The organism is Streptomyces sp. NPDC091416 (assembly GCF_044756845.1).
Taxonomy (GTDB): Bacteria; Actinomycetota; Actinomycetes; order Streptomycetales; family Streptomycetaceae; genus Streptomyces.
In genome coordinates this window covers 293,797-311,728 of the sequence record NZ_JBIVTU010000008.1, presented here as the reverse complement: position 1 = coordinate 311,728, position 17,932 = coordinate 293,797, and the positions used below count along the sequence as shown (strand labels likewise).

General features: G+C 71.3%; 21 protein-coding genes and 1 riboswitch. Of the genes, 12 read left to right on the top strand and 9 right to left on the bottom strand.

The genetic code is table 11. From position 1 onward, the window contains the following. Both ACIQMX_RS24690 and bioB read right to left on the bottom strand, forming a co-directional pair. Positions 1 to 1,305 (bottom strand): adenosylmethionine--8-amino-7-oxononanoate transaminase, encoded by a 1,305-nt coding sequence (locus tag ACIQMX_RS24690; protein ID WP_402481145.1) that lies wholly within the window; start codon positions 1,303 to 1,305, stop codon positions 1 to 3. Beyond that, complete coding sequence (bioB, locus tag ACIQMX_RS24685; protein WP_402481142.1) at positions 1,298 to 2,527, bottom strand: biotin synthase BioB; 1,230 nt, start codon at positions 2,525 to 2,527, stop codon at positions 1,298 to 1,300. Before bioB ends, ACIQMX_RS24690 begins: the two co-directional genes overlap by 8 nt. 143 nt (positions 2,528 to 2,670) lie before the next feature. Here bioB and ACIQMX_RS24680 point away from each other — a divergent pair, with 143 nt between their 5' ends. Continuing rightward, positions 2,671 to 3,813, top strand: a complete 1,143-nt coding sequence (locus tag ACIQMX_RS24680) for an 8-amino-7-oxononanoate synthase (protein WP_402481140.1) — start codon at positions 2,671 to 2,673, stop codon at positions 3,811 to 3,813. 40 nt (positions 3,814 to 3,853) lie between these two features. Here ACIQMX_RS24680 and ACIQMX_RS24675 read toward each other — a convergent pair whose 3' ends face one another. Both ACIQMX_RS24675 and ACIQMX_RS24670 read right to left on the bottom strand, forming a co-directional pair. Continuing rightward, positions 3,854 to 4,060, bottom strand: a complete 207-nt coding sequence (locus ACIQMX_RS24675; RefSeq protein ID WP_363070898.1) for a DUF397 domain-containing protein — start codon at positions 4,058 to 4,060, stop codon at positions 3,854 to 3,856. A gap of 24 nt (positions 4,061 to 4,084) precedes the next feature. Then, positions 4,085 to 4,945, bottom strand: a complete 861-nt coding sequence (locus ACIQMX_RS24670) for a helix-turn-helix transcriptional regulator (protein WP_363070900.1) — start codon at positions 4,943 to 4,945, stop codon at positions 4,085 to 4,087. Between the two features lie 210 nt (positions 4,946 to 5,155). Between ACIQMX_RS24670 and ACIQMX_RS24665 the strand changes: the two genes are divergently transcribed. Further along, positions 5,156 to 5,587 carry an ATP-binding protein gene (locus tag ACIQMX_RS24665; RefSeq protein ID WP_363070902.1) on the top strand — a complete coding sequence of 144 codons (432 nt, stop codon included), beginning with the start codon at positions 5,156 to 5,158 and terminating at the stop codon, positions 5,585 to 5,587. 83 nt (positions 5,588 to 5,670) lie between these two features. Here ACIQMX_RS24665 and ACIQMX_RS24660 read toward each other — a convergent pair whose 3' ends face one another. Next, on the bottom strand, positions 5,671 to 6,588 hold the full coding sequence (locus ACIQMX_RS24660) for a LysR family transcriptional regulator (protein WP_363070904.1): 918 nt from the start codon (positions 6,586 to 6,588) through the stop codon (positions 5,671 to 5,673). A gap of 72 nt (positions 6,589 to 6,660) precedes the next feature. Here ACIQMX_RS24660 and ACIQMX_RS24655 point away from each other — a divergent pair, with 72 nt between their 5' ends. Beyond that, positions 6,661 to 7,308: a LysE family translocator gene (locus ACIQMX_RS24655; RefSeq protein ID WP_402481136.1), complete on the top strand. Its 648-nt coding sequence runs from the start codon at positions 6,661 to 6,663 to the stop codon at positions 7,306 to 7,308. 33 nt (positions 7,309 to 7,341) lie between these two features. Here the strand turns inward: ACIQMX_RS24655 and ACIQMX_RS24650 are convergent, their stop codons facing one another. The 3 genes from ACIQMX_RS24650 to ACIQMX_RS24640 all read right to left on the bottom strand — a co-directional run bounded on the left by ACIQMX_RS24650 (position 7,342) and on the right by ACIQMX_RS24640 (position 9,269). Beyond that, entirely contained in the window at positions 7,342 to 7,815 is a 474-nt protein-coding gene (locus tag ACIQMX_RS24650; protein ID WP_363070908.1) for a C40 family peptidase, read from the bottom strand. 3 nt (positions 7,816 to 7,818) lie between these two features. Further along, positions 7,819 to 8,013, bottom strand: a riboswitch (cyclic di-AMP (ydaO/yuaA leader). A 304-nt stretch (positions 8,014 to 8,317) separates the two neighbouring features. Beyond that, positions 8,318 to 8,626 carry a hypothetical protein gene (locus ACIQMX_RS24645; protein WP_402481133.1) on the bottom strand — a complete coding sequence of 103 codons (309 nt, stop codon included), beginning with the start codon at positions 8,624 to 8,626 and terminating at the stop codon, positions 8,318 to 8,320. Positions 8,627 to 8,633: 7 nt separating this feature from the next. Then, positions 8,634 to 9,269, bottom strand: coding sequence for an ATP-dependent Clp protease proteolytic subunit (locus tag ACIQMX_RS24640; protein ID WP_402481130.1), 636 nt, complete (start codon positions 9,267 to 9,269; stop codon positions 8,634 to 8,636). Between the two features lie 96 nt (positions 9,270 to 9,365). On the opposite strand from ACIQMX_RS24640, the gene ACIQMX_RS24635 reads away from it, so the two are divergent. Then, positions 9,366 to 9,650 (top strand): type II toxin-antitoxin system Phd/YefM family antitoxin, encoded by a 285-nt coding sequence (locus tag ACIQMX_RS24635; protein ID WP_402481128.1) that lies wholly within the window; start codon positions 9,366 to 9,368, stop codon positions 9,648 to 9,650. 66 nt (positions 9,651 to 9,716) lie between these two features. Here the strand turns inward: ACIQMX_RS24635 and ACIQMX_RS24630 are convergent, their stop codons facing one another. Then, positions 9,717 to 10,709 carry an ABC transporter permease gene (locus ACIQMX_RS24630; protein WP_402481126.1) on the bottom strand — a complete coding sequence of 331 codons (993 nt, stop codon included), beginning with the start codon at positions 10,707 to 10,709 and terminating at the stop codon, positions 9,717 to 9,719. A gap of 110 nt (positions 10,710 to 10,819) precedes the next feature. On the opposite strand from ACIQMX_RS24630, the gene ACIQMX_RS24625 reads away from it, so the two are divergent. The 8 genes from ACIQMX_RS24625 to ACIQMX_RS24590 all read left to right on the top strand — a co-directional run bounded on the left by ACIQMX_RS24625 (position 10,820) and on the right by ACIQMX_RS24590 (position 17,868). Then, positions 10,820 to 11,449 carry a TetR/AcrR family transcriptional regulator gene (locus ACIQMX_RS24625; protein ID WP_402481123.1) on the top strand — a complete coding sequence of 210 codons (630 nt, stop codon included), beginning with the start codon at positions 10,820 to 10,822 and terminating at the stop codon, positions 11,447 to 11,449. A 138-nt stretch (positions 11,450 to 11,587) separates the two neighbouring features. Then, the gene (locus ACIQMX_RS24620) at positions 11,588 to 11,890 is read left to right on the top strand and encodes an urease subunit gamma (protein WP_148015252.1); all 303 of its coding nucleotides are present in this window, start codon (positions 11,588 to 11,590) and stop codon (positions 11,888 to 11,890) included. Positions 11,891 to 11,900: 10 nt separating this feature from the next. Further along, entirely contained in the window at positions 11,901 to 12,212 is a 312-nt protein-coding gene (locus ACIQMX_RS24615) for an urease subunit beta (RefSeq protein ID WP_402481420.1), read from the top strand. Then, positions 12,205 to 13,926 (top strand): urease subunit alpha, encoded by a 1,722-nt coding sequence (locus ACIQMX_RS24610; RefSeq protein ID WP_402481120.1) that lies wholly within the window; start codon positions 12,205 to 12,207, stop codon positions 13,924 to 13,926. Before ACIQMX_RS24615 ends, ACIQMX_RS24610 begins: the two co-directional genes overlap by 8 nt. Positions 13,927 to 13,939: 13 nt before the next feature. Continuing rightward, positions 13,940 to 14,602: an urease accessory protein UreF gene (locus ACIQMX_RS24605; protein ID WP_402481118.1), complete on the top strand. Its 663-nt coding sequence runs from the start codon at positions 13,940 to 13,942 to the stop codon at positions 14,600 to 14,602. Positions 14,603 to 14,686: 84 nt separating this feature from the next. Then, complete coding sequence (gene ureG / locus ACIQMX_RS24600; RefSeq protein WP_402481115.1) at positions 14,687 to 15,364, top strand: urease accessory protein UreG; 678 nt, start codon at positions 14,687 to 14,689, stop codon at positions 15,362 to 15,364. After that, positions 15,361 to 16,134 (top strand): urease accessory protein UreD, encoded by a 774-nt coding sequence (locus tag ACIQMX_RS24595; RefSeq protein ID WP_402481113.1) that lies wholly within the window; start codon positions 15,361 to 15,363, stop codon positions 16,132 to 16,134. Before ureG ends, ACIQMX_RS24595 begins: the two co-directional genes overlap by 4 nt. 156 nt (positions 16,135 to 16,290) lie before the next feature. After that, positions 16,291 to 17,868: an alpha/beta hydrolase gene (locus tag ACIQMX_RS24590; protein WP_402481110.1), complete on the top strand. Its 1,578-nt coding sequence runs from the start codon at positions 16,291 to 16,293 to the stop codon at positions 17,866 to 17,868. Positions 17,869 to 17,932: the final 64 nt, after the last annotated feature.

Below are 17,932 nucleotides of genomic sequence, written 5' to 3'. Positions count from 1 at the left end.
TCAGCCCTCCCGCGCCGCAGCGCACACGGCACGGCAGATCCGCGCCACGTCGTCGTCGCCCGTGACGTACGGCGGCATGGTGTAGACGAGATCGCGGAACGGCCGCAGCCACACGCCCTCGCGCACCGCCGCCCGGGTCGCGGACTCCATGTCCACCTCGTGATCGAGCTGCACGACGCCGATCGCGCCCAGGACCCGCACGTCGCGGACCCCGGGCAGTTCCGCGGCAGGGGCCAGGCCGTCCCGGAGACCGGCACCGATCCGCTTGACCTCCTGCTCCCAGTCCTGGCCGAGCAGGAGCTCGATCGAGGCGCAGGCGACCGCGGAGGCGAGCGGGTTCCCCATGAACGTCGGCCCGTGGGCGAGCACCGGCACCTCGCCGCGCGAGATCCCTTCGGCCACCGCGGTCGTGCACAGGGTCGCCGCCATCGTCAGATAGCCGCCGGTCAGCGCCTTGCCCACACACATCACATCGGGCGAGACCCCGGCGTGCCCGGCTGCGAACAGTCTGCCCGTACGTCCGAAGCCGGTGGCGATCTCGTCGAACACCAGCAGGACGCCGTGTGCGTCGCAGGCCTCCCGCAGGACCCGTAGGTACGCGGGGGAGTGGAAGCGCATGCCGCCCGCACCCTGCACCACGGGCTCCACGATCACCGCGGCGAGCTCGTCGGCGTGGCGCGCGATCAGCTCGCGCAGATGCGTCGCGTACGCGGCGTCGGGCTCAGCGTCGAAACCGGCCGGCGGCTCGTCCGCGAAGACCTGCCGGGGCAGCGCCCCCGACCACAGCTCGTGCATGCCGCCCTCGGGGTCGCACACCGACATCGGCTGCCAGGTGTCACCGTGGTACCCGCCGCGCCAGGTCATCAGGCGCTGCTTGGCCGGCCGCCCGGCGGAACGCCAGTACTGGAGGCACATCTTCACGGCCACCTCGACCGACACCGAGCCGGAGTCGGCGAGGAAGACATGCTGCAACGGTTCCGGGGTGATCTCGACCAGCTGGGCGGCCAGCCGCACGGCGGGCTCGTGGGTGAGCCCGCCGAACATCACATGACTCATCCGGTCCAGCTGGCCGCGCGCCGCCTCGTTCAGTACCGGGTGGTTGTACCCGTGCACAGCCGACCACCACGACGACATTCCGTCGACCAACTCGTGTTGCCCATGAACCGGTTCGGCCAGCCGGAGCCGTACACCGGACGCGGACTCCACGATCAGCGGCTCCTGCCGGCCCGGCATGGGGCCGTAGGGATGCCAGACATGGGCCCGGTCCAGCGCGCGGAGTCCGGCAGGAGTGAGCGGCTCAGGCATTGGGAGCGAGGTCCGTACCGGCGCCGCGACGGCGGACCGTCACCAGGTCCGTGCGCGCCGCCCGGTCCGCGGCGGCTTCCGCGGGAGCGGTCACCGGGGAAGCCGCCTCCGCCGGAGCAGCCTCCGCGAGAACCGCCTCCGTGGGAGCGGTCTGCGCCGGGCCGTCGCCGCAGGGGGCACAGCCGCCTGCGTGGGAACCACAGCCAGAGCCCGCGTCCACGCGGTGGCCGGGCAGCGTCGTCGTACCCGCACCCTCCACCTCGAAGCCGGCGTCCGCGATCATGTCGAGGTCGGTCTGTCCGGCCTGGCCCTCGCTGGTCAGATAGTCGCCCAGGAAGATCGAGTTGACGAGGTGCAGGGCCAGCGGCTGCATCGAACGCAGATGCACCTCACGGCCGCCCGCCAGCCGGACCTCCACGTCCGGGCAGACGAACCGGACCATGGCCAGGATGCGCAGACAGCGCTGCGGCGTCAGGTTCCATTCCTTGGCGAGCGGAGTGCCCTCGAACGGGATCAGGAAGTTGACGGGCACCGAGTCGGGGTCCAGCTCACGCAGGGCGAAGACGACATCGACCAGGTCGGCGTCGCTCTCCCCCATGCCCGCGATCAGCCCGGAACAGGCGGAGAGACCGGCGGCCTGCGCCTGGTGGACCGTCTCCACCCGGTCGGCGTAGGTGTGGGTGGTCGTGATCTCCCCGTACGTTCCCTCGGACGTGTTGAGGTTGTGGTTGTAGGCATCGGCGCCCGCCGACCGCAGCCGGTCGGCCTGGCCGTCGGAGAGCAGGCCGAGGCACGCGCACACCTCGACGCCCTCGTTCTGTTCCTTGATGGCCTCGATGGTCTGCGACACCCGGTCGACGTCCCGGTCGGTCGGCCCCCGGCCGCTCGCGACCAGACAGACGCGCTTGGCGCCACCCGCCACTCCCGCCGCCGCGGCCTTCGACGCCTCGTCGGGCTTGAGCCAGGTGTACTTCAGGATCTCGGCCTTGGAACCCAGCCGCTGGGAGCAGTACGAGCAGTCCTCGGGACAGAGCCCCGACTTGAGATTGACCAGATAGTTCAGCTTCACCCGCCGTCCGAACCACTGACGGCGCACCTTTCCGGCCGCGGCCACCACATCGAGCAGTTCGTCGTCCGGGGTCGCCAGTACGGCGAGCGCTTCTTCACGGGTCGGCAGCTCGCGCCGCAGCCCCTTGTCCACCAGCGTGTTCAGGAGGTCCATGGCGATGATCCTGGCGCACGGCACCGCTCCGAGCCAAGGAGGAACCGGACAATAGAGCCCGCTGAGGGTGTGTGCATGGCCACACCATGTCCGGGTGCGCCCCCGGTTAGGGTCTGTGAGCTGCCTACAAAAGGGACCCGCTCATGTCCTTCGCCCCGTTCGACTGGATCGACGAGGAGGCGTGCCGCCGCGCGGACGCCGGACTCGTCCGTACGCTCCGGCCGCGGCCCGCCGAACCGGAACTGCTGGACCTCGCGAGCAACGACTACCTCGGCCTCACCCGGCATCCGGAGGTGACCGCTGCCGCGGCCGACGCGGCAACCCGCTGGGGCGGCGGCGCCACCGGATCCCGGCTGGTGACGGGGTCCACCGCGCTGCACGCCGAGCTCGAGGACGAACTGGCCGATTTCTGCGGTTTCGAAGCGGCCCTGGTCCTGTCCTCCGGCTACGCCGCCAACCTCGCGGCGCTCACCGCCCTGACCGGCCGCGGCTCGCTGATCGTGTCGGACGCGGGCAACCACGCCTCGATCGTCGACGGGTGCCGGCTCTCGCGGGCCGAGACCGCCGTCGTGCCGCACGCCGACCCCGAGGCCGTGCGCAAGACCCTGCACGCGCACCGGGGCAGGTCCCTCGCCGTCACCGACTCGGTCTTCTCGGTCGACGGCGACGCGGCGCCGCTGTCCGAACTGGCCGAAGCCTGCCGCGCGGAGAACGCCGCACTGCTCGTCGACGACGCGCACGGCCTGGGAGTGCTCGGGGACGGCGGACGGGGTGCGCTCGCCGCGGCCGGCCTGGCGGGCGGCGACGGCGTCGCCGCGACGCTCACCCTCTCCAAGTCCCTGGGCAGCCAGGGCGGAGCGGTCCTCGGCCCGGCCCGGGTGATCGACCATCTGGTCAACACCGCCCGTACGTTCATCTTCGACACCGGGCTGGCCCCGGCCGCCGTGGGTGCCGCGCTCGGCAGCCTGCGGCTCCTGCGCCGTGAACCGGAACGTGCGGCCAGGGCCCGTACGGTCGCCACCGCCCTGTACGGGCAGCTGACCGCGGCCGGTCTGACCGCGGTGAGGCCCGACGCGGCCGTGGTCTCGGTACGCGCCCCTTCGGCGGAGACCGCTGTCCGCTGGGCGGCCGACTGCCGTGCCGCCGGTATCGCCGTGGGGTGCTTCCGGCCGCCGTCCGTGCCGGACGGTGTCTCCCGGCTGCGACTGACCGCTCGTGCCGACCTGACGGACGAGCAGATCGCCCGTGCGGTGGCCATCGTGCGGCGGACCGCCCCGGAGGGCTGACCCTCCGGGTGTCGCCGGCCGACGGCGCACGGCCCCGGGGTCAGCGGACGGAGCCGCCGTTCAGGGCGGTGACGAAGGACGTCCAGGCCGTCGCGGTGAACTGCAGAGGCGGCCTGGACAGGTCTTTGGAGTCGCGCACCGCCAGCCGCCGGCCACCGAACGGCGCGGTCTCCACGCAGTTGTTCATTCCCGTGCTGCGGCTGCTGCGCCGCCAACGTAACGCGTGCTGTGCGAGGCAATCCGACATGACGCTCCCTCGGGCAGTCCGGGTTCACTGACCGTCGCGGTCGATCGCGGCGATCAGATCCAACGAGTGCTCCGGCGACAGCGCGTGTGCCTGCAGGGTGCGGAAGGCCGAGCTGTACGCCTCGAGGTCTTCTTTCCGCTCCAGGTAGAGGCTACTCGTCAAGTGGTCTAGAACGACCACATCCAGATCAGAAGTGGTCGGAAAGGAGAAGATAACGAAAGGTCCGGTGAGGCCCACATAGCCGCCGACCGAGAACGGCAGCAACTGGAGCTGAACATGCGGAAGTTGGGCAACCCTGCTGAGATGGCGCAACTGCTCCCGCATCACCCCGCGGCCGCCGACCTCCCGCCGCAGCACCGCCTCGTCCAGCACCGCGCTCAGCCTCAGCGGCGGGTCGCTCCGCAGCACCCCCTGCCGCGCCAGCCGCACTTCCACGAGTGAGTCCAGCTGTCCGACGGGCAGCCCGTCGAGCGAGGCCCGGGTCACCGCACGGGCGTACCCGGCGGTCTGCAAGAGGCCCGGCACCACCGACGTCTCCAGGGTTCGGGCGGTGCGCGCCTGTGATTCCAGACTGATGAAGTCGCGGTACTGCGGCGGGATGAGGCCGCGGTAGGCGTGCCACCATCCCGCGCCTCCGCCGCCCGCCGAACCCGCGAGCGCCTCCAGGACCTCGCGCAGCTTCGGGTCGTCGGTGCCGTAGGTGTCGAGCAGCCGGGTCACGTCACCGGGTCGCACTCCGCTCACGCCGGTCTCGATACGGCTGACCTTCGACTGGTGCCAGCCGAGCAGACGAGCCGCGTCCCGGCTCGTGAGTCCTGACGCATGGCGCAGACTCCGCAGTTCCTCCCCGAGCTTGCGGCGTCGCACCGCAGGGCCGTGCTGCATGTGGTGCCTCCCTCCCACTCCCTGTCGAGCGGACAGTGTGGCGCCCTTACGGGACATCCGGGGCAGAGTTCACCGCTTCGAGCGACAGATATATGCATATCTTGGTGGATCGCCGTTACAGCGGGCAGCATCAGTGGCAATCTGGCGCGAAGCACAACCCGGAACCATCGATCGCGGGGTCGCTTCCGGGTGGGAAAGGGACGGCTCGCCATGGCAGACCATCAGGAAGCACGTGTCACCCTGCCGAGCGAGCCGGTATCGGTCTCCGCGGCCCGGCGCTATGTCGCCCGGGTGCTGGCCGAATGGGGACTGCCCGACGGCACGGACACGGGCGAGACCGTCCGGCTCATCGTCTCGGAACTCGCGACCAACGCGGTCCAGCACACGTTCGGGCAGTCTCCCACCTTCACCGTGGACCTCCGGCTGGAGCGGGAGGAGCAGCTGAGCCTCGGAGTGACGGACAGTCACCCCCGGTGGCCCCAGCGGCTGCCGGCGGCCGTACAGCAGGACAACGGCCGCGGCATGGTGATCATCCGTTCGCTGGCCAAGGAGTACGGTGGCCGGCTCACCGTCACGCCCACCCCGGACGGCGGGAAGACCGTCTGGATCGCGCTGCCGTGGCAGGTTCCCGTCCAGCACTGACTTCCCCGGCCGCGTGCGTGGGTCACCCGGGCGCGATGGTCGCCGTGGCCGTGGTCACCGTGATCCCCGGCTGCGCGCGTGGGTCACCCGGGCACCGCTGCCCGCCCGAATCCGCTGCGCAGCAGCGCCCGAAGTGTCGAAGCCGCCGGGCTCGCGCGGTCACCGCGATGGACCACCGAGATCGTCCGGCGGAACGAGGCCGGCTCCAGCCGCCGGACGGACAGGGGCGTCGGCGACATGGCGGCGACCATCTCCGGCACCACCGCCATCCCGATGCCCGCACTGACCAGGGCGCACACCAGCGCGTAGCCGGGCGACTCGCAGACCACCGCGGGCAGCGCCCCCGCTTCGGTGAGCGCGCTCTCCACCCCGCGGCGCGGCGGATGCGTGGGCGCGCTGCTGATCAGGGGGCGGCCCGCCAGCTCCGTCACCGGGAGCCGCCCGCTGCCGTCCGCCAGGATCTGGCCGACGGCCGTGATCAGGACCAGTTCCTCGACCAGGACCGATTCGGCCAGGACACCTGACGGCGGCGGCGTCACGGGACCCGGCTCGTAGTCGTGGGTCAGCGCCAGATCCACCTCGCCCGCGGCCACCGCGGCCACCCCGCCCGGCGGCTCGTACTCGGTGACGGCCAGCTCCACGTCCGGGTGGGCCCGGCGGAACGCGCTCAGTACCGGAGGCAGCAGATGGATGCCCGCGGTGGTGAAGGTGCCGACGCGCAGACGGCCGCCGGAGAGTCCGGCGAGGCGGGCCAGTTCGTGGCGTGCCTGCTCCATCTCGTCGAGGACCCGCCGGGCGCGTCCGGCGAGGAGCTCGCCCGCCGCGGTCAGCCGGGCGCCCCGGTGATGGCGCACCAGCAGCGCCGCCCCCGCCTCCCGCTCCAGCTTGGCGAGCTGCTGGGAGAGTGCCGGGGCGGTGTATCCCAGGCGGGCGGCGGCCCGGGTGATCGAACCGGCCTCGGCGACCGCCACGAGCGCCGCGAGCCGTGTCGGGTCGTACATTAAGCGTTCCTTTTGGCAGACCCAGAAGATTGCAAGTACACGCTAAAGGCTCCGGCGGTCCAGGGTTGACCCATGGACGCACAACTGACCGCCTTCGTCGGGGTCGCCTCCGCCATGGTCGCGCTGCCCGGCGCGGACTTCACCGTCGTCGTACGCAACGCCCTCGCCTCGCGCGCGACAGGAGTGGCGACCGCGCTCGGGGTCGCCGGGGGCCTCCTCCTCCACACCGCGCTCGCCGTCGCCGGTCTGGCCGCCGTGCTGGTGGCGGTGCCCGTGCTGTTCCGGACCATTCAGCTGCTGGGCGGGGCCTATGTGCTCTACCTGGGGATCAGCGCCCTGTACGCGGCCAGGAGCGGCGCCGGACGGACGGCGGACCCCCGGCCGGATGAGGCGGACAGCGGGCGGGCGGGCATGGGAACCGGTCGCGCACTGCGCCAGGGATTCCTGACCAATGCGCTGAACCCCAAGGCGCCCGTGCTCTTCCTCAGCCTGCTGCCGCAGTTCGTGCCGGCCGGGGCCGCGCCCCTGCCCAGAACGCTGCTGCTCGCCGCGATCGTCGTGCTCCTGGCGCTGATCTGGTTCCCGGTCGTGGCGCTCCTGGTGGACCGCCTCGGCCGGTGGCTGCGCCGGCCGCGTGCCGCCCGGGTGATCGAGGGCGGCAGCGGCGCGGCACTCACCGCGCTGGGCCTGGCCCTGGTGACGGGCCCGCTGCTGCGCTGAGGCGGGAGAGCGGGCCGGGACGCGGGAGAGGCCTCAACGGACGCGTCCGTAGGAGACGCTCTTCGTCCAGATCTTCTCCAGGCGGACCACGGCCCCTGTCTTGGGCGAGTGCCAGATCCTGCCGCTGCCCGCGTAGATGCCCACGTGGTAGATGCTGCGGCCGGAGCGGAAGAAGACCAGATCGCCGCGTTGCCGCTTGGACGACGAGATGTGGCGGGTCTTGTTGTACTGCTGCTGGGCCGTGCGCGGGAGCTTCTTCCCGGCCTTCTTGAAGGAGTAGAGCGTCAGCCCGGAGCAGTCGAATCGGCTGGGCCCGGTGGCACCCCACCGGTAGGGCGCGCCCTTCTTCGACGCGGCGATGGTGAGGGCCTTCATCGAATGAGTGGCGGCCTGGGCGTCGGTCACGGCGCCGGGCACGAACAGCGTGCCGCCGACGGCGGCGAGAGTCATCACCGAGGCCGTACCGGCCCGGGTGAGCAGAGACGGGACATGAACCTGCGCAGTCATGCGCAACCCTTCGTCAGCCGCCTGTGAAGGATGACCTGTCGGGTTCGGGCCGGCGAAGTCGCCCGGCCGCAGTCGCGGCTTCACCCCGAGGGTCAACCGGAAGTCCGGTCGGCCCGTTGTGCTGGGTCCTCCACTCCTGCCGATCCACTCCTGTCGACCAGGCATCCGGGCGGCGGCAGGACTCGGCGTCCGCCCGGACCGCCCCGCCGCGGTGGCGGGGGCTTGTCGTCCCAGGGATCTTGACTCACCGAGTGACCGATTTCCGAGGTGAAACGGTGATATGTGAGGCTCATCACGAATGATCCGTTCGGGTGGGCAGGTGACGTTGCGGCAAACCGCAGGGTCTCGCCGACCGGTGCCGCACCAGCTACGGAACGGGAGATTTCACCCATCGTCCACTTCGGGAACGCAAATCGAGTTGTCCCTCGTGCGAAGTAACGCCTACGCCGAACGAGCGAGAAAATCCGGGCCGCACGTCGGGCGTGTCGGCCGGTCGGGCTGATCAACTCGGCGGGTCGGGCGGCACGGTGACCCGCCCGGAGCGCCTTTCGCCGTCGAGGACGCGCAGGGCCCGGGTCAACGTGGCCGCGTGGATCCGGTCTTCGCCCCGCTCGTGCATCGACGTGAGCGCGTCCCGCAGTGCGGCCGCGTAGGAGGTCAGCGCCTGGGCGGCACGCAGGGCGCCGTAGGTGTCGCCGCCGTGGGCCGGATTGATCCGGCCCACCTGGTCGAGGACTTGCAGGTAGCGGTCGATGAACTCGCCCTCCGCGCGGGTCAGGGCGGGCAGGGGTGCGAACTCCGGTGGCTGCATCGCGGGTTCACCTCACGGGGTGCGCGGACAGCGACGGTCCGCGGCGTCGCACGATGTGGTCGACCAGTCCGTAGTCCTTGGCGCCCTCGGCGTCGAGGATCAGATCGCGCTCGGTGTCGGCGGCGATCTGCTCGGCGGCGCGGCCGGTGTGACGGGCCAGCATGCCGGTCAGCGTGTCGCGCATCCGTGCCAGTTCCCGCGCCTCGATCTCCAGGTCGGAGGGCTGCCCCTGTACCGGCTCGGGGAGTTCGGGCTGCTGCACCACCACGCGGGCACCCGGCAGTGCGTGCCGCTTGCCCGGGGCGCCCGCCGCGAGCAGTACGGCCGCGGCGGCGCCCGCCTGGCCGAGGCAGAAGGTCTCCACCTCGCAGGTGAGGTAGGCCATCGTGTCGTAGAGGGCGGTCATGGCGCCGAAGGAGCCGCCGGGGGAGTTGATGTAGAGCGAGATGGGCCGGTCGGGAGCGTCGTGTTCCAGGTACATGAACTGGGCGACCAGATCGGTGGCGGCCGTGTCGTCCACGGGCGTGCCGAGGAACACCACCCGTTCGGCGAGGAGCTTGGAGTAGGGGTCGAGCGTGCGCGCCCCCTGGGACGTGCGTTCCGTGAACTCGGGCAGTACGTGGCGGGCGGCGGGGCGGTGCATGGCTGAGCCTCTCGTCCGTGGTGCGCGGGGCCGGGAGGCAGCCGGGCGCACTTCTGTAAAAAATGTACAGGACGTACAGAAGGTTATGATGGGAGCATGGCTTATGAGATTCCGGTGACGCAAGCCCGAGCTGACCTCGCCGAACTGATCAACCGAGTCGTCTACGGCGGCGAGCGCGTGGTCGTGACGCGGCACGGCAAGCCGCTCGTGGCACTCGTATCGGCCGCTGACCTGGAGCGACTTGAGAGCGAGGAGGCGGCGGAGCGTGAGCAGGTGATCAGTTCCGTCTCCTCGCTCGGCTCCTCGGCGTCCGCTCCGGGCGAACGGCACCGTTTCGGGATCGCCGCGGAACACCGGGGCCAGCAGGGTCCGGCCAGCTGACGGAACGCGGTGAGGCCGTGCATCCCCCACCGCGGTGGCGGATGCACGGCCTCACCGCGCGTCCGCTCAGCCCGCGAGCGCGGGCTGACGCGACGGCTTGGCCTCGGGCGCGGCCGGTACCGGAGGCCTGCGGCGGCCGCCTATGAGAACTGCGGTGAGGCCGAGTACGGCCCACAGGCTCAGGGTCAGGGCCGCGCCGCCCGCCGCCCGCCCGTCGAAGAACGCGACCGAGCGCAGCAGTGAGCCGCCCGCACCGGGCGGCAGCAACTGGCCGAGCGCCCCGACCGGCCGGGGCAGGAGTTCGGGGGCGCTGGTGACGCCCGAGAACGGGTTGCCCATGAGCACCATGAGCAGCGCGCCGAGGCCGACACCTGCCGGCCCGATCAGTGCGGCGAGCCCCGCCACCGTCCCGCCGATGGCGAGAACCGTGAGGCCGAGTGCCCCCGCCTCGCTCCACCAGGCGCCGGTGATCACTCCCAGCCAGCTGTCGGTGAGCGCGGCGGCGACGATCCCCACCAGTACGGCCACGCCGAGCAGCGCCGTGACCGCGCGCCCGCCGCGCAACCGCAGCAGCGTCACGGCCGAACCGGCGGCCACGCCCGCGATCGCCAGGGGCAGGATGCTCGCGCCGAGCACGCTGCCCCGCGGATCCGTGGCCGGTGCCGCCACCACGTCCGTGACCGGCACCGAGGTGCCCGCGGGCGCGGATGCGGTCACCGCTTCGTGCAGCAGCTGGGCGACCACGGGGCCGGCGGCGGAGGCCGTCAGCAGCTCGGGGCCCTTCGGGGTGGCCACGATCGCGCCGTATACGGAGCGGTCCTCGATCGCGGTACGGGCGGCGGCCTCGGAGCCGTAGCGGTGGACCTCGAAGGCGCCGTCGCGCTGTTCGAGCTGCTGCGCCAGGTGGTCGGCGGCCGGTGCGGCGCCCGCGACGCCGACGGGCAGGTCCCGGGGCGCCATCCGGGCGGCGGGCCAGGCGAAGGCCCAGAGAGCGAGCGCGACCACCACGGGGACCAGGAGGACGACCGCCACCAGACGGCGGTTCGGGGCAGCGGACATGACGGGAACCTCGATTTCAAAGAGAAGGATCGTTCGTTTTACGTGACGGTGTCACTGTCCCGCCGGGCGGGAGGCTTGTCAAGAAGGAACGTTCGTTTTAGATTGAGTCCATGGCCCGTGTATCCCAGGAACACCTCGACGCCCGCCGCCGGCAGATCCTCGACGGGGCGGCGCGCTGCTTCGCCCGCGACGGCTTCCACGCCACCTCGATGCAGGACGTGTTCAAGGAGGTCGGGCTGTCGGCCGGTGCGGTCTACCGCTACTTCGGCGGCAAGGAGGACCTGATCGCCGCGATCGCCGACGAGGCGGTCGGCGGGGTCCGGCAGGCTTTCGAGCGTGCCGCCCGCGTCAGCCCGCCGCCCACCCCCGACGTGCTGATGGGCCGCGTGGTGCGCACCCTGTTCGGTGACGACCCGGCGCGACGGGGCGGACTGGACCCGAGGGCCTATGCCGGGCTGATCGTCCAGGTGTGGTCGGAGACGCTGCGCAGCGAGCGCCTGGCGGTCACGCTCGGTGAGGCGTACGAGGGCCTGCGGCGCTCCTGGGCCGAGTTGGTCGGCGTGTACCGCGTGAGCGGCCTGCTCGGCGCCGACGTGCCGGACGAGCACATGGCCCGCACGCTGATCGCCACCGCCCAGGGCTTCATCACCCAACTCGCCATGTTCGGCGACGCGGAGCCGGAGGTTCTCGAGAGCGGCCTGCGCGGGCTGATGTCCATGGATCTGCAAAGGCCCAGTTAACGCGCCGGAAAAACTTCGGCTCTAACGTGCAATACCTCGCCGTGCGGCACCGGTTCGACCTTCAACAGGATGTTGAAGATCGCTAGTGTCTCGCTGCGCCCAGGGCCGGTACTGGGCGGACGACTGTGAGGTGGACGCGTGCAACTGACCCCGCACGAGCAGGAACGCCTGCTCATACATGTGGCCGCCGACGTGGCCGAGAAGCGCCGCGCGCGCGGACTGCGGCTCAATCATCCGGAGGCGGTCGCCCTCATCACCTCGCACCTGATGGAGGGGGCGCGCGACGGCCGGACGGTCGCCGAACTCATGGCGTCCGGCCGCAAGGTGCTCACCCGCGACGACGTCATGGACGGCATCGCCGAGATGATCCACGACGTGCAGGTCGAGGCGACGTTCCCCGACGGCACCAAGCTCGTCACCGTCCATGAACCGATCGTCTGACGGGCCGCCGATGATTCCGGGAGAGATCCTGTACGCGGAGGGGCCCGTGCCGCTCAACGCGGGCCGGACGGTCAGCAGCCTCACCGTCCTCAACGCGGCCGACCGGCCGGTTCAGGTGGGGTCGCACTACCACTTCGCCGAGGCCAACCCCGGCCTCGAGTTCGACCGCGAGGCTGCGCACGGACTGCGGCTGAACATCGCCGCGGGAACGGCGGTCCGCTTCGAGCCCGGCGTGCGTGTCGACATCGAACTCGTCCCGCTGGCCGGGCGGCGCATCGTTCCCGGCCTGCGCGGCCAGACCGGAGGCCCTCTCGATGGCTGAACTCCACCGTGCCGTGTACGCCGACCTGTTCGGCCCCACCGCCGGCGACCGGATCCGCCTCGCCGACACCGATCTGCTCGTGGAGATCGAGGAGGACCGCTGCGGCGGACCCGGACGCGCGGGCGACGAGGCGGTGTTCGGCGGCGGCAAGGTGATCAGGGAGTCCATGGGGCAGGCGCGTACCACCCGCGCCGAAGGCGCGCCGGACACCGTGATCACCGGCGCCGTCGTCATCGACCACTGGGGCGTCGTCAAGGCGGACATCGGCATCCGCGACGGCCGGATCACCGGGATCGGCAAGGCCGGGAACCCGGACACGATGGATGGCGTCCATCCGGAGCTCGTCATCGGCCCCGAGACCGAAATCATCGCAGGCAACGGGAAGTTCCTCACTGCGGGCGCCATCGACGCCCATGTGCACTTCATCTCGCCGACCCTGGTCGACGAGGCGCTCTCCAGCGGCATCACCACTCTGGTCGGCGGCGGCACCGGACCGGCCGAAGGCACCAAGGCCACGACCATCACCCCGGGTCCCTGGCACCTGGCCCGGATGTTCGAGGCGCTGGAGGCGTACCCCGTCAACATCGGTCTGCTCGGCAAGGGCAACACGATGTCCCGTGACGCCATGCACTCCCAACTGCGTTCAGGAGCACTCGGGTTCAAGATTCACGAGGACTGGGGTGCGACCCCCGCGGTCATCGACGCCTGTCTGGGTGTTTGCGAGGAGACCGGGGCCCAGCTCGCCATCCACACCGACACGCTCAACGAGGCCGGATTCGTGGCCGACACCCTGGCCGCCATCGCCGGGCGCACCCTCCACGCGTACCACACCGAAGGTGCGGGCGGCGGGCACGCTCCTGACATCATCAGCGTGGTCTCGGAGCCGTACGTCCTGCCCAGTTCGACCAATCCGACCCGGCCGCACACCGTCAACACCATCGAGGAGCACCTCGACATGCTGATGGTCTGTCACCACCTGAACCCCACGGTGCCTGAGGATCTGGCGTTCGCCGAGTCACGGATCCGGCCCTCGACCATCGCGGCCGAGGACATCCTGCACGACCTCGGCGCCATCTCGATCATCTCCTCCGACTCCCAGGCCATGGGCCGTATCGGCGAGGTCGTGCTGCGTACCTGGCAGACCGCCCATGTGATGAAGAAGCGGCGGGGCGCCCTGCCGGGCGACGGGCGGGCCGACAACCACCGGGTCCGTCGCTATGTCGCCAAATACACCATCAATCCGGCAGTGGCGCAGGGCCTCGACCGGGAGATCGGCTCCGTGGAGACCGGCAAACTCGCGGATCTGGTCCTGTGGGAGCCCGCCTTCTTCGGCGTCAAACCGCAGCTGGTCATCAAGGGCGGCCAGATCGCCTATGCGCAGATGGGTGATGCCAACGCCTCCATTCCCACCCCACAGCCCGTTCTGCCGCGCCCGATGTTCGGTGCCGTCGGCAGGGCCCCGGCCGGCAACTCCTTCAACTTCGTCTCGTCAGCGGCGATCGAGGACGGGCTGCCTGAACGGCTCGGGCTGGGCAAGCAATTCGTGCCGATCACCAGCACCCGGAGCGTGACCAAGGCCGACATGCGGGAGAACGACGCACTGCCCCGGGTCGACGTCGACCCGGACAGCTTCGCCGTGACGATCGACGGCGAAGCGGTCGAACCTGCTCCCGCCAGTGAACTCCCCATGTCCCAGCGCTATTTCCTCTTCTGAGAACGGACCAGGGATGAGCCGTGCGACCCTCCTCGTCCTGGCCGACGGCCGCTTCCCCGCCGGCGGTCACGCCCATTCCGGCGGCGCGGAAGCGGCCGTCGTGGCAGGGCGGATCCGCGACACGGACGACCTCGCCGCATACTGCCTGGGCCGTCTGCACACGACCGGACTCACCGCCGCGGCACTCGCCGCGGCGGCCGCCCGCGGCCACGACCCGCTGGCCCTGGACGAGGCCGCAGACGCCCGTACGCCCGCACCTGCCCTGCGGGCGGTCGCTCGCAAGCTCGGCCGGCAGTTGATGCGGGCCGCCCGCGCGACCTGGCCGGGCGCGGAGCTCGACGCCTTCGCGCTGGCCCGGCCACGCGGCGGCCACCAGCCGGTCGTACTCGGCCTCACCGCGCGCTCGGCGGGGCTCGCGCCCGAGGACGCCGCACACTGCGCCGCGTACGAGACGGTCGGCGGACCGGCCACCGCCGTGGTCCGGCTGCTCTCGCTCAACCCTTTCGACGCCACCGCCGTACTGGCCCGGCTCGCGCCCGAACTCGACCGCGTCGCCGAGCTGGCCGCCGCAGCCGCACGCGGACCCATCGACGAACTGCCCTCTCTCTCCGCCCCGTTGCTCGACATCGCCGCAGAGGCCCACGCCGCACGCCCCGTCCGGCTCTTCGCCTCCTGAGCCCGCACCGCCGAGCCGCACGCCCCGTCCGGCGACCTCGCACCGCCGAGCCGTACGCCGCCCGAACAGCACAGGAGCCGCCCCATGCACCTCGACCACTCCCACACCGGCCCCGCCGCCCTCGGCGCGGACGCCGCGCGCCCCGACGGCACCCGGCGGGCCCTGCGGATCGGCCTGGGCGGACCCGTCGGATCCGGCAAGACCGCGACGGTGGCGGCGCTCTGCCGTGCCCTGCGCGACCAGCTGTCCCTGGCCGTCGTCACCAATGACATCTACACCCGTGAGGACGCGGCGTTCCTGCTGCGCAACGCGGTTCTGCCGCCGGAGCGGATCCGGGCGGTCGAGACCGGCGCCTGCCCGCACACCGCCATCCGCGACGACATATCCGCCAACCTCGAAGCCGTCGAGGACCTGGAGGACACCGTGGGACCGCTCGACCTCATCCTCGTGGAATCCGGCGGTGACAACCTCACGGCCACCTTCTCCAAGGGGCTCGTGGACGCCCAGATCTTCATCATCGACGTCGCCGGCGGCGACGACATCCCCCGCAAGGGCGGTCCCGGCGTCACCACGTCCGACCTGCTGGTGATCAACAAGACCGACCTGGCGCCCTACGTCGGTTCCGACCTCGGGCGGATGGCCCGTGACGCCGCACAGCAGCGAGGCGATCTCCCCGTCGCCTTCACCTCGCTCACCTCGGGCGAAGGCGTGGGCCCCGTAGCGGACTGGGTACGGGGGCAGCTCGCCTCCTGGACCGCGTGAGCGTCCGCGCGACCGCCCGCATCACCGCCGTACGTGACGCACGCGGCGCGACCGTGCTCCCCGTCCTGGAGAGCGACGGACCGCTCGCCCTGCGCCGGACGAGAGCCGTTCCTCCCGGAGCCGCACGTGTCACCGTCGTGGGCGCGATGAGCGCCCCGCTCGGCGGAGACCGGCTCGCCGTCCAGGCACGGGCCGGTCAGGGGACCCGGCTCACCGTCGACGCGGTGGCGGCGACGGTCGCCCTGCCCGGGCCGGGCCCTGACCCGGCGGCAGCCCGCTACGCCATCACGCTGAAGGCGGAGGAAGACGCCGAGCTGAACTGGCTCCCCGAGCAGCTGATCTCGGCGCACGGCAGCGAACTCCACATGACCACCATGATCGAACTCGCCTCCACCGCACGGCTGGTGCTGCGCGAGGAACAGATTCTGGGCCGGCACGGCGAGACCACCGGAACGCTCCTGAGCAGGCTCACCGTCCACCGCGCCGGACGCCCGCTCCTCGACCAGCAACTGGCATATGGTCCGGGCGCGCCAGGCGGCTGGGACGGCCCGGCCGTGCTCGGCGGACACCGGGCGGTCGGACAACTGCTCGTAGTGGAACCGGCCTTCGGTGACGGAGGCCCCGACACCCGGCTGCTGGGGGCAACTGCCGTGCTCACCCGGCTGGCCGGTCCGGCCGTCCTGGTGACCGTACTCGCCTCCGACGCAAGGGAGTTGCGATCCGTCCTGGACCGGGCGAGGAAGGAGCTGGAAGCCGCCGTGCGGGGCTGAGACACCGCTGGCAGGACTCCGGTGTCCGGTTATCGATTCGGTAAAGAAGTGTGTGTGCGATCTGTTCCCGGATGCCCCACAGGCGACAGGATCCGCGGGAGGTTCCTACAGAACTGCGCCGCACCCAAAGGCGCTTCACCATGGGGGAGGTTCCACTTGAGACGCACAGCAGCGTTCGGCTCAGCCGGCGCTCTGGTCGCGGGCACGCTCATAGCGGGCGCGATAGCCGCACCGGCGGCCACCGCCAACGGCCGCCACCACAACGGCTCCGAGGCACGCGGCGTCCAGCTGGCCGCGGCGCGCGCGGCCAGGGCCGGCATCGACTGGGCGGACTGTCCGGCCGACTGGGCCATCTCCGCGCCGATCCAGTGCGGGTGGGTCACCGTCCCGCTCGACTACGCGAGGCCCGACGGCAAACAGATCAAGATCGCCGTCGACCGGCACGTCAGCACCGGAACCAGCAGCGAACGCCAGGGCGCCCTGATCTACAACCCGGGCGGCCCCGGCGGCTCGGGCATGGCGTTCCCCAAGCGCATCGCCACGAAGAGCCCGCTCTGGGTGAACACGGCCAAGGCCTACGACTTCGTCGGCTTCGACCCTCGTGGCGTCGGCCACTCGGCGCCCATCTCGTGCATCGACCCGCAGGAGTTCGTCAAGGCACCCAAGGCCGACCCGGTGCCCGACTCCGAGGCCGACAAGCGTGCCCAGCGCAAGCTCGCCGCCGAGTACGCGGACGGCTGCGCCGAACGCAGCGGCGAGATGCTGCCGCACATGACCACCCCCAACACCGCACGCGACCTGGACGTGATCCGCGCCGCGCTCGGTGAGAAGAAGCTCAACTACCTGGGCGTCTCCTACGGCACCTACCTGGGCGCGGTCTACGGCACCCTCTTCCCGTCCCATGTCCGCCGCATGGTCGTCGACAGCGTCGTCAACCCGGCGAAGGACAACATCTGGTACCGGGCGAACCTCAACCAGGACATCGCCTTCCAGAAGCGCTGGGACGACTGGAAGGCGTGGGTCGCCGTCAACGACGCCACCTTCCACATCGGCACGACGCCGCAGAAGGTCGAGCAGGAGTGGCTGAAACTGCGCGCGGCCGCGAAGAAGAGCCCGATCGGCGGCGTCCTCGGCCCCGCCGAGCTCATCGGCTTCTTCCAGAGTGCCCCGTACTACGACTCCGCCTGGGCACCCATCGCCCGGACCTGGAGCGCCTACCGGGCCGGCGACACCCAGGCGCTGGTCGACGCCGCCGCTCCCGACCTGTCCGACACGGCGGGCAACATCCGGTCCGAGAACAGCAACGCCGTGTACACCGCGGTCGAGTGCGCGGACGCCAAGTGGCCCACGAACTGGCGGACCTGGGACCGGGACAACACCCGGCTGCACAAGGACTATCCGTTCATGACCTGGGCCAACGCCTGGATGAACCTGCCCTGTGCGACCTGGTCGGCCAAGCAGCAGACCCCGCTGAACGTCCGGACCGGCAAGGGCCTGCCGCCGGTGCTGATCGTGCAGTCCACGCGTGACGCCGCCACTCCGTACGAGGGTGCCGTCGAACTGCACAAGCGCTTCGAGGGCTCCCGGCTCATCACCGAGGAGGGCGCCGGATCCCACGGCGTCACCGGACTGGTCAACCCCTGCATCAACGAGCGGGTGGACAGCTACCTGCTCACCGGGAAGACCGACCGGCGCGACGTGACGTGCGCCCCGCACGCCACACCGAAGCCGTGACACCCCAGTGACGGGACGGGCCGCCGGTGTCACCGGCGGCCCGTCCTTGTTCCTCCGTCACCAC